Here is a 16,629-nt window from a genome sequence, read left to right as displayed (position 1 = left end):
CGAGCCACAGCAACAGGCGTTGACTGATGTATTGGCTGCCATCACCCAGCCCCATGCACTCGCATTCAGGAAAACAGCAAATGGCTACGAGGTCTTCACACTTTAACAACTGCCAGCACAGATCTAAACCAACACGCTATCAAGCACGCCATCGTTCTCAACCTTATGCGTATAATTTACCTGTCCCGCCTCGTTCTTTTGAGTTTTCTCTGCCTCCTTGTTGCATGTGATGCAACGAGCCAGGAAGAAGAGCAAGTGCCTCGGATTAACCCCAATGTCTCACCAGAGCTTGCACGGCTGGTACAATCAGACAATGCGTTTGGGATTGACTTATTCACTAGCCTAAGCGCAGATGCGCCGGCGGAGAACGTCTTTATCTCTCCACTAAGCGTCTCTATGGCCCTGGGCATGGTTCGCAACGGCGCCTCGGGCAATACGCGCGACGAAATGAACCAGACATTGAACAAAGACACGCTGGACGAATCCGAGATTAACGCGTCTTACCGGACAATTCTGGACTTACATGCCCAGCTTGATCCTAAAGTAGCTGTCAATTTGGCGAACAGCATCTGGTATCGCGACAACCTCGCTGTTTTGCCCCAATTCCTGGACACAAATGTGGCAACGTTTGACGCTGAAATAGCTGCGCTCGATTTCAACAACCCGGAGGCAAAAACCACAATCAACAACTGGGTAGACAACAAGACCAGCGGCAAAATCGATAAAATCATAGACGCCATTTCGCCCCAGGATGTCATGTATTTGATTAACGCCATCTACTTTAAAGGCGCCTGGACCTACCAATTTGAAGAAACTGAAACGCTCGACGCTCCTTTTTACGGTAATAACCGCACGACACAGCAAGTGCCCCTGATGCACCTGTATAACCTGGTGCCCTTTGCATCCAATGATGACGTGTCCATTATCGACCTGCCTTATGGCGACTCACTGTACAGCATGACGCTTGTACTGCCGCAGGAAGCCGGCACGCTGGATGACATCATTGCAGAGATGGACAACAACACTTGGGATGACTGGACACGTAACATGGCGCTGACAGAGCTGGACATATTTGTCCCCCGGTTCAAAATTACGTACGAGCAACCTCTCAATGAAATGCTCAAAGCAATGGGCATGCAGGATGCATTTAACGAATCCAGTGCCAACTTCTCAGGCATCAACCCTGACCTGCCGCTCTTCATATCCAAAGTCATGCACAAAGCATTGATTGAAGTAAATGAAGAAGGTACAGAAGCAGCTGCAGTTACGTCTGTTTCGGTGGGCGTAACCAGTGTTGGCGAAGACCCGGTCCCAACCGTTTTTCGCGCTGACCGTCCATTTCTTTTTGTTATTCGCGAGCACCACACAGGTGCCATTCTGTTTATTGGCAAGGTACTCAACCTTTAATTTCCAGTGAGACGCATTTCAATAAAAGTGCTAGTCTGCGCAGTAGTAGCGTGGGTACTGTTCCTGGGGCTGCAAAACGCCCATGCGCAGTCATATACACGTTATTCTGTCTCATTCAGAAGCGTGTTGCTCAACACGGCGCTTGCTGAGTTCGCCCGTCTGACCGGCGAAGGCATATCGTATGACCCGGCGCTTACAGCCACCGTGCGCGCCACTTGCGCCATTCAAGAAGCGCTGGCTGATGCTGTTCTCAATTGTATCCTGTCTGATACGGGCCTTGATTATGTGCAGCTCTCCTCAGGGACCTACGTAATTAGTGCATCAACAGAGCAAGAAGCCATTTACGGGACCATCGCCGGCGACGTCCGAGACAACACATCCGGCCATCCCCTTTCGTATGCACACATTTTACTGGCCAGCAGCGCAGATGAGTTCAGTACGGTTTCCAACAGCAATGGGCAGTTCACGCTCCCCCCACTGCTTCCGGGCCGCTATTACCTGAGCACCACACATCTCGGCTACAGGGATGTGATAGACACGCTCCTCGTCGTACCTGGCCGGCACAGCTTCAGAAAGATCACAATGGAAGAAGCCCCCATTGTATTTAGCCCTGTCGTTATAGACGGATTGCAACGTAAAGAAGCCGCAACGGTACTCGATGAGTCATATCTGCTGATGTCCGACAGTATGATGGTTGGGCATCTCAACTCCAGCGAGTCAATTGTAAGCCAGGTTGCCTCTGTCCCTGGCGTGCGCATCAATTACTCAACAGCAGATGCCCACCTGCAAGGCAGTGCTGCCGGTGAACATCAATTCAAACTTGATGGCGTACCGATTTTCCTGCCACAACGCGCGCTCGGAATCCTTGGTCCTTTCAGTCCTTTTGCGCTGGAATCCATTACCATTCACAAAACAGGTTTCGGTGTAGCACAAGGCAGCTATCTTGCCGGCGTTGTATCTGCAAATCACAAGCTCTCCCGTGAGCAAAAACTGGATCTCCAACTGGATCCACTTGCTTTCAATGGACGCTACGTTAACAGTTTTTCGTTTAAGCGCTCGCGCAAACTGGAAATCATGGGGGCCTATCGAACCAGCGTTTGGGATCTGTACCAGCACCCGCAATTTCAGTCTACCCTGAACCAATGGAGCCGACCAGATCCCTTTCTCATTTTTGGCCCCATTCGTCAATACGAATCCATTGACCCGGCCTTCTTTGAAGATGCACTCAACATCGCGCCTGTGCCAACCACTGCCCTATCATTTTCTGACATCCATGTTGCAGGTAAATTTGAGTTATCTCCTTTTTCAGCTATCCGCTTCTCTGGTTTCCGCGGCCAGAATGAACTAACTGGCTTTCTTCCCGGCCTCTTCTCAACTGTGCAAGACAGTCTCATTTTAAATTTCGGTCAAAATGCAGGCGCACCAGACAGGCTTCTTACAACCGCCCCACTATCCGTATCTGACCAGTACGTTTGGAAGAATAATGCCGCCCAGGTCAATTATCATACGCTACTGGGCCGCCATACACTTTTCAACCTGCAAGCACGCGCCAGCAGCTATCGTTTGAGCCAAAATTACAAACTGGTAGATGGGCTCAGCCAGTTTTTCGATTTCCCGATTGACGAAGCAGACGTCCCGGTTGCAGAGCCAGTTTACGAATTCCCGATACGCCAACTGGAAGAGCAAAATGATGTAGCTGAGTTCGCGCTGGAGGGCACCTTAGAACACGCGTTTAACCGCCATTTTGTATCCGGAGGCTTCTTATTCGCAAGCACCGGCAGCAAGTCAGACATTCTCCTGCCCAGCCTTATTTCGGAAGATGCAACGGCCGTCGAAAACGCATCTGCATTGGCTGCCGGCGTAGAACGGATTGCATATGACACACGGGTCGAACGCGGCACATCGTTCATTCACGACCGTATGGATTTGGGCAAAGTAGCAACCCTTGATCTAGGATTGCGGATGACCTATTTCTTCTCGAACAACCAAACCTATTTTGAACCCCGCGTTGCTTTGCGCCTCGATACGCGGCTCAAAAATGGTGGATCGTTTGCATCAAGAACAGCCGCCGGCATTTACAGACAGTATTTACTACAGTTTGATATTAGCACCTTGAATGCCGGCACCCTATTCCCTTCAAAGCGCATTTGGATTCCTGTTGACAACAACATTCGCCCCCCATTGGCTTATCATTTTGCGCAGTCGTTCCTTCTTGCGCCTTCTGATGCATTAACGATAAAGCTGGAAGCCTATACAAAGTTGCTGGCGCAAACCTATACGGTAAATTACATTCCCAGCCCTACAAACAACGCTGAATATCGTGTCGAAACGGCTAATCTAGCCGTTGGCCCGGAAGAATTTATCCCGGAAGCAAAAAGCGTAAATATAGGTGGTTCATTTTCGATTGAATGGCTTAGCGGCCCTTTTTACGCGCATTTGACATACGACTACAGCCACATCAGGCGAAAAGCAACAGAGCTATTCAACAATGAGTGGGCCAGCGTTCCATGGAACGAGCCACACCGAACAGATTTCGTATTGCAGGCCAATGTGACGTCATCCTTTATTTTGTCTGGACGATTCACCGGCGTATGGGGCCGTTCGTGGGGCTTCAGGCAAGCTTACTACGACTACTTTGGGCACCGAAGCAGCACCCGACTGCAGCCGCCTTTCGATTTTGGCAAACCGGAAGACCACGTATTGCCGGCCATCTATCAGATCGACCTCGGCCTTGCTTACAATGTGGCAATCAACAACAGCATCCTGCAACTCAAATTTGATGTCTTAAATGCGTTTGATCGAAAAAACGTGGCTGATTGGCGCTTGCTCTTCGCTGATGGCCAACTGGAAAAGGACAACAGGTACCTTTATCCTAGAATTCCAAGTCTCTCGTTACGATTAAGCATGTAGTTGCGGCTAGTGTTTGTGAAGGGCGCATCCTATTTTCCACAAACACAACTTGCCACAGTGCTGACACCGCGGTAAGAGCCAACGCATCGTTGGCATTCACTGATAGCGAAGCAAAAAAGCAATCGTTCTTCCTGACGCATGGAGCACACGGAGCAAATCGAGAAATTCGCAAACGAAGCGCTGGTACGGTATGAACTGGCCGAGGCCGGCTGGACCTTCAGATGGGATCGTGCACGCAGAAGATTTGGGAGCTGCGACTATGGTCGCCAACAAATAACGTTGTCCATCCACCTGGCTAAAATCAATACCCTGGCCCAGTGCATGGATACTGTTTTACACGAAGTTGCACACGCGCTTGCCGGCCAGGCTGCCGGGCATGGGCCGGCCTGGAAAGAAGCGTGCCGGCGCGTCGGGGCCCAGCCAGAACGCTGCTACACCACGGCACAGGTTAAGCAGCCGCCGAGCAAATACATTCGCTACTGTCCAAACTGCGGCCATGCCACACCCATTTTCAGGCGCAGTCGGAAGCTGTATGCCTGCGGCAAATGCTGCAAAAAATACAACGGTGGCAAATTCTCCAGCAAGTTTCTCCTGAAGACGGTCGAGCGGTCAAAATATACGCCCGTCACACGCGAGGTATAACGGGCGTAATTACCAAACTTGAAAAATTGCAGCCTCTTATCTGGAGAGATACAGGTTGCGCATTTCATAAGGACGCTGGAAGTGCTTGTCTGTTAGCTTATCTACAAACGCAATTGCTTCTCCAGTACTGCGCATTTCTGGTCCCAGCTCTTTTGGCACCTCCGGGAATTTCGACCACGAGAATACCGGCTCCTTGATCGCATAGCCTTCAAGGGTTGATTCCAGCAGGCCCTGCTCCCGTAGCGCAGCCAACTTGTCACCCAACATCACCCGCGTGGCAATATTGGAGATAGCGATACCTGTTGCCTTTGCCACAAACGGAATGGTCCGTGAGGCGCGTGGGTTTGCCTCAATGACATATACAACTTCATCTTTGATCACAAGCTGTACGTTGATAAGGCCAATCACATCCAGTCGGTTTGCAATTTCCTTGACGTACGTCTCAATGGTTTTGATGACGGTGTCAGAAAGGTCGTAGGGTGGCAATACAGCGGTAGAATCGCCGGAGTGAACCCCCGCCGGCTCGATGTGCTGCATGATGCCTGTGATCCAAACCTCGTCACCATCCCGGATTGCATCAGCATCGATTTCAATACCGTTCTCCAGAAACAGGTCGAGCAGAATCTGATTTTCAGGAAGCAGCTTCCAGATCCTGCGGACATACTCATCCACTTCCTCTTTGTTGATGGCGATACGCATGCCCTGCCCTCCAAGCACATAGCTCGGCCGAACAAGAATCGGATAGCCAATGCGTTCAGCACTTTCTATGGCTTCTGGTATTGTTGTTGCCATACCATACGGCGGGAAAGGCATCTCCAGCTCTTTGAGGATGCGGGAGAACTTGCCCCGATCTTCTGCAAGGTCCATCATTTCATAAGCAGTCCCCAGAATCGGAATGCCTTTTTCTTGCAGTTGGCCGGCAAGTTTAAGCGCTGTTTGACCGCCAAACTGCACAATCACGCCTTTTACTTTGTCGCCTTCGTGCTCGATGATATCGTAGACACGCTCCCAGAATACGGGCTCAAAATAGAGTTTATCTGCAATATCGAAGTCCGTTGAAACGGTCTCCGGATTACAGTTGATCATGATGGCCTCGTAGCCCATCTCTTTCGATCCAAGCACGCCGTGTACGCAAGAATAATCAAACTCTACCCCCTGACCAATACGGTTCGGGCCACTGCCGAGAATGATTACTTTTTCGCGGTCGGAAACTTCGCTTTCGTTGGCTGTCTCGTAAGACGAGTAAAAATAAGGGGTTTGTGCAGGAAACTCGCCGGCACAGGTATCCACTACCTGGTAGGTTGGGAGAATATCCATCGACTTCCGATGCGCGCGCACTTCGTCTTCTGTCACCTCATCTTTTGCGAGGAAGGCAATCTGGACATCAGAAAATCCATGCTGCTTGATGTGCAGCATAAATTCTGCGTCAATCTCTTTGAGCGTCAGTTCTTCGATTGCATTTTCGATATCGACCAGGCCTTTGATCTGGCTCAGGAACCAGTGGTCGATACTTGTAATGTCTGCCACCTCTTCAATCGAGGCGCCTAATTTAAAGGCATTCCGAATCTGAAGCGTACAATCCCAATATGGGCGCTTCAGCCGTTCTCGAATTTCAGCGCGGTCTACATTTTCACGGTCGCCGCCGAGGCCGGCATACCCAATTTCAAGGCTTTGCCATGCCTTTTGCAGGCTCTCCGGGAAGGTGCGACCGATTGCCATGACTTCCCCTACCGCTTTCATCTGGGTGGTCAGCTCCTCTTCCACCCCTTCAAACTTCTCGAAGTTAAAGCGGGGAATTTTTGTTATGACGTAGTCAATGGAAGGCTCAAAACATGCACTCGTAGTGCCTGTAACATCATTCGGCAACTCATCAAGCGTATAGCCGACAGCCAATCGCGCAGCAACTTTTGCAATCGGGTACCCTGTAGCCTTCGAAGCCAGCGCAGAAGAGCGTGAAACGCGCGGATTGATTTCGATGGCGATCATCCGCCCGTTTTCCGGATTTACGGCAAACTGCACGTTACAACCGCCGGCAAACGTGCCAATGGACCGCATCATGTGAATGGCCGCATTGCGCATGTGCTGGAATTGCTTGTCCGTGAGGGTCTGCGACGGTGCAACCGTGACAGAGTCACCGGTATGAATCCCCATCGGATCGATGTTTTCAATCGTACAGATGATGATTACGTTTTCATTTTTATCGCGGAGCAACTCCAACTCATACTCTTTCCAACCAAACAGACACTCCTCGATCAGCACTTCATGCACAGGCGACGTTTCCAGTCCGCGCGTCACCTTGCGGTCAAACTCATCCGCTGACCATACTATACCGCCGCCACTACCGCCGAGCGTAAAGGAGGGGCGAATAACGATGGGCAACCCGCCCAGTTCTTGCGTGATCTCTTTGGCTTCAAGCAGGCTTTTGGCAACCCGGCTTCGGCCCTGGTCAATCCCAATTTCTTCCATCAGGTCGCGGAACTGCTGGCGGTCTTCAGTGATTTGGATCGCGTCGATGTCGACGCCAATCACTTCCACCCCTTGCTCTTTCCAGTATCCTTCGTCATAGAGTTTCTGCGCGAGATTCAACGCGGTTTGTCCGCCCATGGTTGGCAGAACAGCATCCGGCTTTTCAATCTCAACAATCTCTTTGATTGCGTCCGTTGTCAACTCCTTCAAATACACCTTGTCAGCCGTCATGGGATCAGTCATGATGGTTGCAGGATTCGAATTCACCAGCACAATTTCATACCCTTCTTTCATGAGGGCACGACTGGCCTGTGTACCCGAATAATCAAACTCGCAGGCCTGCCCGATGACAATAGGCCCCGAGCCAATCAGAAGAATTTTGTTTATGTCCGTGCGCTTCGGCATTGTATTCTATGTAGAATTTAGGTTGCGGTAAAGGTCTGTTTCAGTACAGTTCGGGCGTACGAAAGCCTGGAGCCCTGGGCCCCGGGCAGGTACGTAGGATTGTGCACAGTAAGAGCTGTGCGGCACAAAGGCGCCGGCGGTTAGGCCAGCGCAAGTCCATCTGCATCACCGTTTGTTGAACGCACGCGTCCATCCTCGGCAATCATCGATAAAAAGGCATCGAACAGGTAGTGGCTGTCGTGCGGCCCCGGAGATGCTTCCGGGTGGAACTGCACAGAGAAGCCTTTAAATTGTTTAAAGCGGAGTCCTTCTACGGTTTTATCGTTGAGATTAAGGTGGGTAACCTCAGCAATGTTATCAGCGATGGACGCGGGATCTACAGAGAACCCGTGGTTCTGGGTGGTGACTTCTACTTTGCGCGTCGCAAGGTTTTGTACAGGATGGTTTGCCCCGCGATGGCCGACATACATTTTGTAGACATCAATCCCCTGCGCCAAAGCCATGAGTTGGTGGCCCAGGCAAATGCCAAACATTGGAATTCCGGTGTGCTCTGCCTCTTTCACCATGTTGATGGCGTCTTGCATCGCGCGTGGGTCACCAGGGCCGTTTGACATAAAGATGCCATCCGGTTGCCAGGCCAGAATGGCCTCAAGTGGTGTTGCGGAGGGGAATACGCGCACGGTACACCCGCGGCCCTGAAAGGAGCGCAGGATATTCGTTTTTACCCCAAAGTCGTATACCGCAATGCGTGCACCGTCGCCGGTGCAGAAATCGTAGGCTTCTTCTGTGGTTACACGGGAGGCCAACTCAAGCCCTTCCATGGATGGCCAGCCTTTGGCTTTTGCCACGAGGCTTGCATCATCGAGGTCTACTGAAGAGATAACGGCATTCATTACCCCTTTATCTCTGATATGGCGCACAAGGGCGCGGGTATCAACCCCTGAAAGACCAACCAACTCGTGCTTTTTCATAAAAGACTCGAGTGATTCGTCGGCAAGCTTGTTTGAATACTGGTAGGTAAAAGAGCGCACAATCAAGCCGGCAATCATCGGGCGACGCGCCTCAACGTCAATATCCATTGCCCCATAGTTGCCGATGTGCGGGTACGTCATCATCATGAGCTGCCCATGGTAGGAAGGGTCAGTCATAATTTCCTGGTATCCGGTCATACTGGTATTGAAGCAAAGCTCACCACCTGTTTCGCCGATATGGCCTATTGCGTAGCCCGACACAACAGTCCCATCTTCCAGTGCAAGTTTACATGGTTTACGTGCAGCCATCGTTCTTTTTTCCATGATCCTTTTAAAGAATACCGCTTCCAAAAACTGCCGGATACAAAAAAACCCTCCCAATGACGGGAAGGCCAATCCTTATCCGGAAAATATGCAGTGGTGGTAATTAGGGTGAGTTCGAAAGAAGCGGGCTTCCAATGTTGAAGTAGTTTTGTCCTGGTTGGTTACTATTCCTTAATGCACAAATTTACAAATTGCTGTTTGGATTCTCAAGCGACTCAGCCAGCTTTGCAAATTTTTTCTCAGCGGGGTATAACGCGATCCTTTCAGATTTGTTTGTTGTATCAATACAAACCAGCAATGCATTCCGAAAATTCAGATTGCCCTGTATTTTAGCGGGCTTCCATCTGGCTTGTAACTTTAGCGCGGAAATCTGATTTTAAGGGCCGCCCTATTGCAAGCTACACGAAAACCTTCACGCGCAGCGCGTGTACTAGGGATACTGAGTAATTTGTAGTATTCATTCCACCTGCCAGACCTCAGGCGTCGACGCCTCTTGTATCATGCCGGCTACCCATCGTTTACACGATCAGAACGGCCCGTATCGCCTGCGCATACTGGGTAGCACGGCGGGTGCAATTTTGTTACTCATTCTGATTTTCCGCTTCTGGCCTCTCCCCTCTGACGCCCCACCAGAAGCGTTCCCATACCACACTGGCGGGCAAGAGCTCATTTCTATAGAAGAGGTGCAGCCTACGCGGCAGAGTCAAAAACCTCCGCCGCCTCCGCCGCCCGTCATTCCGTTTGTGGTGCCAGACGACATTGTGCTCGAGCAAGAGGTCGAATTCGAAGAAGCCTTTCTCACGCTGGAAGAATACGGCGAAGCAGAATCACCCGACCAACCTGCCCCTGCGGGCAACGCCGGCGCATCCAAAGCACCTGATGTTGCCCCACGCGCGATTCGCCTTGTTGAAGCAGAATTCCCACGGGCTGCCATGCGCAAGAAAATAAAAGCTGAAGTAGTTGTAGAAGTGCTGGTAGACAAAAAGGGCAAAGTACAGGACACCCGTGTGGTTGAACAGTACCTGTATGGCAAAAGCGGGAAAGCGTTGGTGACAGATCTTGGCTACGGGCTGGAAGAATCTGCACGATCAGCAGCTGCACGGTGGATGTTCAGGCCGGCGCGGCAGAATGGCTACCCGGTGGAAAGCTACCACACCATCACCTTCAGCTTCGGTGTATAGCCGGGCTATTGATCAGCCTGTCCAGGATTGAAATACGTGGTCCCCGGATGATTGACGCTCACAATCTGCCGCACAAGCTCTTCCAGGTCTTCGGGGTTCTCCACAAAGTCGATATTGCTCGCATTGATAATGAGCAAGGGACTGCGGTCAAAACGGAAAAAGTAGTAATTGTAGGCTTCGTTCAGCTCTTCAATGTACTTCCTGCTCATTTGCCGCTCGATGTTGCGTTCCCGCTTTCGAATGTTCTGCATCAACCGATCCGGCGATGATTGCAGGTAAACGACAAGGTCGGGCCGTGGCGTTGAGACCTGCATTTGCCGAAAGAGCGTTTCGTACAATTGCAGCTCTTCGTCTTTCAGGTTTAGATGGGCAAAAATCCGATCTTTCTCAAACAGGTAATCACTGATGACAACCTGATGAAACAACGACCGGTCGTGTACGGTGCGCTGTTGTTGGAAGCGGCTGGCAAGAAAGCTTAATTGCGTGTGAAAACCCCACCGTTTGGGGTCTTCGTAGAACCTGCCCAGGAACGGATTATCTTCAAACTCTTCCAGTACAAGTTTACCATTAAAGCGCTCTGCCAACAGCCTGGATAGGCTGGTTTTGCCGGCACCGATAACCCCTTCAATAACCACATACCGCAGGTCATCGCGTAGGGCAACGGCTGCATTGGGTGTATCTTCTTGGGTTTCGTCTGACATGACAGCAAACTCGGAGGCGCTAAAAAATCAGGTGAGGGCCTAATGGTAGGGTTTTATGCCCCGTTAGTCAAGCAGTTGCAACGAGGTTTTTGCAAGTTCTGCATGATCCTCACAGCCGGCCAGTAAATCCGCAACAGTTTTACCAAAAGGCGCAGGCACTATAAACCCTGGAGCAAGATCCGACCAGGGCTGCAAAACAAAACGACGATCCGCCAGACGGCGATGCGGAATCGTCAGTCCGGGCATGTCCACGCGCTCGGTTCCGTATGCCAGAATGTCCAGATCCAATGTACGAGACCCCCACCGCCCTTCCTTTTCGCGGTCGCGTCCGGCAGCACGTTCACAGGCATGCAACACATTCAGTACCTGCAACGGTTCGAGTTTGGATGCAAGCTGAACCACCGCATTGAGATAGGCAGGCTGCGCCTGGTCACCGAGCGTGTGGGCAGCCGACGTATACACAGGTGATACAGCTTGCACCGCAAGCAATGCATGATCCTGAAAGTGCCGGCATACCCACTGGAGATGCTCGATGCGATTGCCCAGGTTAGACCCCAGGCCTATATAAATGTGTTGCTCCAATAGAGAAGTTATTCATCAAAGTTGAACATCGCTTTGTACCGATCGCGCTGCAAAACTTTCAGGTGTGGGTCGATCAGTACACCTTCGGGTTCAAATGCAGTACGGATGGTAAAGGTTCTGCCTTCATCGGTGTGTACAACAACCGTTTCGATGGCAATTTCACCTTCGTACGTTAGCTTGCGGCGTTCATAGTCTGGCATCTGCTGTACAACAGACACCTCCGTTGGCACAACACCAGTGCCGGCATTCACGATAGTGCCGCGTACCTCCCACATCCCATCTACCTGTTCGCGCGTCACTTTTGAAAGCTGGAAACGTGGCAAGGCCACTTCACCAAACCATTGGGCAACAAAGGCATCAAACGCTTTAGCATCTAATGATTGGGCCCGTAAATGATTTAGCATATCCTGCAGAGTAGGCAACGCGGCGGGCATGGTGTCTTGCATTACATTGTAGGTCGTTGTAAAGCCATGCAAGCCGGCAATCAATGCCTCGCGACCCATTTGCTGCTGCAGCATCCACATGACCCAGGCCCCTTTATTATAAGCGACAACTTCGCCTTGTGTGTCTGTAGCAATGTTTTCAAGCAACGGCACCTCCCGGTCAGCGCGCCGGCGCCTGATGTATTGCTGCTCCATATACCTTAAGAAGGCTTCGCGCGCTTCTCGACCTTTCTCTTCTTCGACCAACATCAGCGCTGAATAATTTGCCATACCTTCGATTAAGAAATCAGCCCCTGGCGCTTCAGCCGGTGAGATCATATGCCCCCACCACTGGTGCGCCACCTCGTGTGCCGTAACCACATACGGCAAGTAAGCGCCAGCTTCATCTTTGGTCATGAATCCAATGCTTTCGGAAAAGCTGATGTTGATCGGGAAACCAGTTGCATTGTTATCAAAAGCGGGATACTCATTGATGCGGAGTTCCTGCCATGGATACGGTGCAAACCAGTCGCCAAAGTGTTCTTTGGCCGCGCCCATGGCATCCAGCATCGTTTCCACGTTGTACGTATGCTCCGGGTGATAGTAGACGGCTACGTCATCTGCCTGTTCGACGGCCCACTTACCAGCCATCACGTTGATCACCGAAATTGGCGCCGGCGTTTCCCAGGTAGTGACCGTGCGGCCGGCGGCCGTCTGCCGGGACATTTCAACGCCCGTGGCAGTCACTTCATAAGCAGCCGGTGCTGACACCTGCAGTTTGCTGCTAAACAAGGTTGGCTTCTCGGTGGCCGTTGAGACATCCAGGTGCCCAACCATATCTGCATAGTTGGCCGGTGCAAAAACAACATCACCAGACATCCCCCGTTGTGCATCAAATCCGGGTTCTGGCAGAAACTCTCCGCGCATCGTAGAGACCAGTACGCCTGACGGCAGCACAAAGTGACGCATCCCGCCGCCATTTCTGGTAAACCCTCGTGGATAAACCGAACGGTAGCTAAAGCCCACACGCAACGTGTCGCCTGGCTGTATCGGAATGGCAGGCCTCAGCACATGCAAGCCAGCGCGTTCTTCTGCTTCTATGGCCGTGCCATTGAAGGTCCAGCTAATGGCGTCGAACGAATGGCCGGCTGTAAAAGGCAAAGCCGGCATCGCAACTGCACGATCATTGACCATTTCAAACACACCGTCAACATCCATCGCACGCGCTTCCGGGTACAAATCAACGGTTGCATGCACAGCAATCATGCTGGGTGGTTTATACCCATTCCAGGTTACGTAATGCATCTGCCGGTAGTTTTTCTCCACGGCTTCAGCTTTGTCTCCCTGAAACCCCTCATTGATCTGATGACTGATGTAGCCAGACAGTACCAATGGCAGGACAAAGAGTGGCAAAATACGGATCGCCAGCCGGCCAACGCGTTGTAACTGCATGCGGCCCAACAGTGCCAGTGAATCCAGACGTGTGCGCTGCATGGTCATGACGGCCAGGACAAACAAGGCGCCGGCAAGCGAAAAAGCCCAGATTCTGTTCAACAACAAAGGCATACCGCTCAATGAGAAGAGTCCCATTTCAGACCAGTGCAGTGTGCCAAGCAAATCCCAGTTGTTCGCCCAGGTAAATTGATCCTGAACGTGCATGTAGGTACTGATTCCGAGTGCCATAATGCCAATACCATAGACGACATAGCGATTTCTGAACACCGAAAGCATCAGCAAGACAAAGGAAATCCACAAGAACAACGTGGTACCCAGCAGCGCGCCCCAAATGAGCAAAAACGGACCAACTTCAACAAAGGCACTGCCTTGCGCAAGCAACAACATCAAAGCCCCCGCAATACCCACCACAACGATGCCGGCACAAAGCACAAGTGCAATCACCAGCCGCGACAGCATCAGTGTGACTGTTGACACAGGCGTGGTATACAGCAGGTCTGAGAACCGCGTGACGGTATCCCGCTGGCTCTGTTCGATTACATAAAACAGCAGAAGCATGCACAGCAGCACAACCATAATGTCGTAGCCGGCAACGGCGATCGACCCCGCGGTGAGGTAAGCAGTGGCGCCAAGGATCCCTTCAGCTGATTCAACAGCGGTCTCCGTCACCAGCGCGAGGATAAAGAAACCAAATACGTACACCACGGGCTGCCGGTACAACTCCCTAAACTCAGCACTAACCAGTCTAAAGAGGCTGGCAAACCCGTTTGTCTTACTGTTTGACATGGACAATCCGCGAAGGTCAGCAAAGGTGTGCGGTGATGCCTCTAAAGCGTCCAGCGTTGCAACCGCTTTCTTCTTCTTAAAGACCTTAAACAAACCAGATGCTGCCCCACCCCGGCGCAACCAGCCGCGAAAATACAGGGCAGCGGCGCTAACAAAAAGCAAGACAAACCCTAGCATCAACACCCGGTTGCCGATAAAGGTAGCATCGAGACCAAGTGGCGCAGTGTTATAGAATGTGATGCCTTTTTCCAACGCAAATACATCGTGGATCAACCAGCGCAAGCCAGATGGATCGAGGTAGGAATACACGGCATGCAGGGTTGGGCCTACTGTTGCCGGCGACGATACCACACAGTAACGCATCGTAAGAATAAACAAGACAGCCCCAACAGCATACACAGCCATCGGCTTCCGCGTTATTGTACCTACGGCAAAAGCTGCGCCCGAAAAGAACAGCATACCGGGAAAGGCAAAAACGACGGATGCAATGAGGTAGTTTGAAAGATGGAATGGCCCGGTTGTCAACATCGGGTCATCCATTGGCCGGAGTTCATAAATGAGTCCGGCAATCAGCATATGGATAACCAGCGCTACAACAAGCGCGCAGACAATGCCGGCGAACTTGCCGGCGATATACGTAAAGGCCGTCAGCGGTGTGCTGTGCAGGATTTGTGTGTTATTCGACTCCAGATCGCGAATCACAGACAATCCTGCGATCACGGATCCTAGCAAAGCAAACGTAAAAAAGCCAGACAGCGCAAAGTACTGGGCGAGCACAAATTTTGAGTTCACAAACAACAACTCGCCAGAATTAGCAATCTGACTCCGTGGTATCAGCGCAGCCGGATTTACACTCATCGTGATAGCAAGCGCCACAAAAAACAATACCCAGAAAACAGGAAGCCGCAAGATGGTCAGGCATTCATGGTGCAGTACATGAAAGAAGCGTCGGTTGGTCATGATGCACCTCCTTGCTGGATCAACATGTAAGCGTCTTCGAGGGTCGGTGCAACCGCTGTAAAGCCATCGGGCACGACATCGTGCTTCACATGGATGCGGAGCCGGTTGCGACCTTCAACGAGGTAGGCGCGGGTTACCAATCCTGCCTCGGTCAGCTTTTCCAGCAGGGCCTGATCAGCCTGTCCTTCGTAGATGGTCCCTTCGATGGCCGCGCAGGCCGCACTCGGGCTCGTCTGGGCTAATACTTCGCCCTGTTGCATAACGGCAAACTGTGGACATAAGACGGCGACGTCTTCCACGATATGCGTTGTAAGCAACACCGTGCGCTCTTCCGCGAGTTCAGAAAGCAGGCGGTAAAACCGAATGCGCTCCTGCGGATCGAGTCCGGCAGTCGGCTCATCTACAATAACGAGCTCCGGGTTGCCGGCAATAGCCTGGGCGATGCCGAGCCGTTGCTTCATCCCGCCCGAATACGCTTTCACTTTTCTGCGGGCGGCATAGCTCAAATTCACCCGCTCCAATAAAGAAGCAACCAGCTTGTTTAACCCACCGGGTGCCTCTACCCCTTTCAGGCGCAGCATGTGCTTCAGCACCATCTCCCCGGTCAGGTTCGGGTAGAACCCAAAATCTTGTGGCAGGTAGCCGAGGCGCTGCCATATGTAGGCCGGTGTTTCGGTGACGTTGTGTCCATCCATGAGCACTGCCCCCGATGTGGGTTCGAGCAAACCGGTAATGATGCGCATCAAGGTAGATTTACCAGAGCCATTTGGCCCAAGCAGGCCAAACATGCCCTGTGGAATGGATAGCTGCAAGCCCTGTAGTGCAACAACGGGCCCGGGGTACACTTTGACCAGATCTCGAATCTCTAACATTTCAACACGCTCCCACGGAGGGTTTATTCCAGAAACTATTTGCTCAACCTACGGGAGGTTATGCGTGCAGATTAGCAAATGTGACAAACGCGGCGCACCGTGACACGAATGTGGCGATTGGTGGGATAAAAGGTTCTGTGCTGGTGCAGATGGGTTTATTGCGGGGATTGCCCAGTGTCGAATGCCGAGTGTCGAATGCCGAGTGTCGAGTCGTGGGAATTGAGCCTTGAGCCTGTAGGTCCCACAAAAGCGAAGCGCTATTCCCCATTCGCCGCGCTGGATACCGGATCAAGTCCGGCATGACGTGGAGGGTGAAAGCGCAGTATTGATGTTTCCCCCAAAAGAAGTGCACACTAACAAAAACACAGAATCACAAAAACACAGAATCACAAAAACACAGAATCACGAAATCACAGAATCACGAAATCACGAAAACCCCACCCAAATATCAAAAACTATCTATCCTCGAAAGAAACGGCTCTTTGTATTTGGCGCCTATCGGGATCTGCGTTTGGGCGATGAATACGTTGCTTTCTTCAATTTTG

Annotated in this window: 10 protein-coding genes; 4 read left to right on the top strand and 6 right to left on the bottom strand. The window is 51.6% G+C overall.

Features of this window, described 5'->3' with window-relative positions:
* Nucleotides 1-165: 165 nt before the first annotated feature.
* The 3 genes from AAF564_19535 to AAF564_19525 all read left to right on the top strand — a co-directional run bounded on the left by AAF564_19535 (nucleotide 166) and on the right by AAF564_19525 (nucleotide 4,959).
* Nucleotides 166-1,407 (top strand): serpin family protein, encoded by a 1,242-nt coding sequence (locus AAF564_19535; protein ID MEM8487753.1) that lies wholly within the window; start codon nucleotides 166-168, stop codon nucleotides 1,405-1,407.
* A gap of 6 nt (nucleotides 1,408-1,413) precedes the next feature.
* The gene (locus tag AAF564_19530; protein MEM8487752.1) at nucleotides 1,414-4,317 is read left to right on the top strand and encodes a carboxypeptidase regulatory-like domain-containing protein; all 2,904 of its coding nucleotides are present in this window, start codon (nucleotides 1,414-1,416) and stop codon (nucleotides 4,315-4,317) included.
* Nucleotides 4,318-4,455: 138 nt separating this feature from the next.
* Entirely contained in the window at nucleotides 4,456-4,959 is a 504-nt protein-coding gene (locus AAF564_19525; protein ID MEM8487751.1) for a SprT-like domain-containing protein, read from the top strand.
* Nucleotides 4,960-4,995: 36 nt separating this feature from the next.
* Here AAF564_19525 and carB read toward each other — a convergent pair whose 3' ends face one another.
* Together carB and carA are read right to left on the bottom strand one after the other, a co-directional pair.
* Nucleotides 4,996-7,830 (bottom strand): carbamoyl-phosphate synthase large subunit, encoded by a 2,835-nt coding sequence (gene carB / locus AAF564_19520; protein ID MEM8487750.1) that lies wholly within the window; start codon nucleotides 7,828-7,830, stop codon nucleotides 4,996-4,998.
* Between the two features lie 140 nt (nucleotides 7,831-7,970).
* Complete coding sequence (carA, locus tag AAF564_19515; protein ID MEM8487749.1) at nucleotides 7,971-9,125, bottom strand: glutamine-hydrolyzing carbamoyl-phosphate synthase small subunit; 1,155 nt, start codon at nucleotides 9,123-9,125, stop codon at nucleotides 7,971-7,973.
* A gap of 500 nt (nucleotides 9,126-9,625) precedes the next feature.
* Between carA and AAF564_19510 the strand changes: the two genes are divergently transcribed.
* The gene (locus tag AAF564_19510; protein MEM8487748.1) at nucleotides 9,626-10,306 is read left to right on the top strand and encodes an energy transducer TonB; all 681 of its coding nucleotides are present in this window, start codon (nucleotides 9,626-9,628) and stop codon (nucleotides 10,304-10,306) included.
* 5 nt (nucleotides 10,307-10,311) lie between these two features.
* Here the strand turns inward: AAF564_19510 and AAF564_19505 are convergent, their stop codons facing one another.
* From AAF564_19505 to AAF564_19490, 4 genes are all read right to left on the bottom strand, one after another.
* Nucleotides 10,312-11,007 (bottom strand): deoxynucleoside kinase, encoded by a 696-nt coding sequence (locus AAF564_19505; GenBank protein MEM8487747.1) that lies wholly within the window; start codon nucleotides 11,005-11,007, stop codon nucleotides 10,312-10,314.
* Between the two features lie 63 nt (nucleotides 11,008-11,070).
* Complete coding sequence (gene folK / locus AAF564_19500) at nucleotides 11,071-11,589, bottom strand: 2-amino-4-hydroxy-6-hydroxymethyldihydropteridine diphosphokinase (GenBank protein MEM8487746.1); 519 nt, start codon at nucleotides 11,587-11,589, stop codon at nucleotides 11,071-11,073.
* 8 nt (nucleotides 11,590-11,597) lie between these two features.
* Nucleotides 11,598-15,212, bottom strand: coding sequence for a M1 family aminopeptidase (locus tag AAF564_19495; GenBank protein MEM8487745.1), 3,615 nt, complete (start codon nucleotides 15,210-15,212; stop codon nucleotides 11,598-11,600).
* On the bottom strand, nucleotides 15,209-16,084 hold the full coding sequence (locus AAF564_19490; protein ID MEM8487744.1) for an ABC transporter ATP-binding protein: 876 nt from the start codon (nucleotides 16,082-16,084) through the stop codon (nucleotides 15,209-15,211). The genes AAF564_19495 and AAF564_19490 overlap by 4 nt, the downstream gene beginning before the upstream one ends.
* Nucleotides 16,085-16,629: the final 545 nt, after the last annotated feature.

Source organism: Bacteroidota bacterium (genome assembly GCA_039111535.1).
Taxonomy (GTDB): Bacteria; Bacteroidota; Rhodothermia; order Rhodothermales; family JAHQVL01; genus JBCCIM01.
Note: the sequence above shows the minus strand (reverse complement) of the source record. Positions and strands in the feature narration are given on the sequence as shown.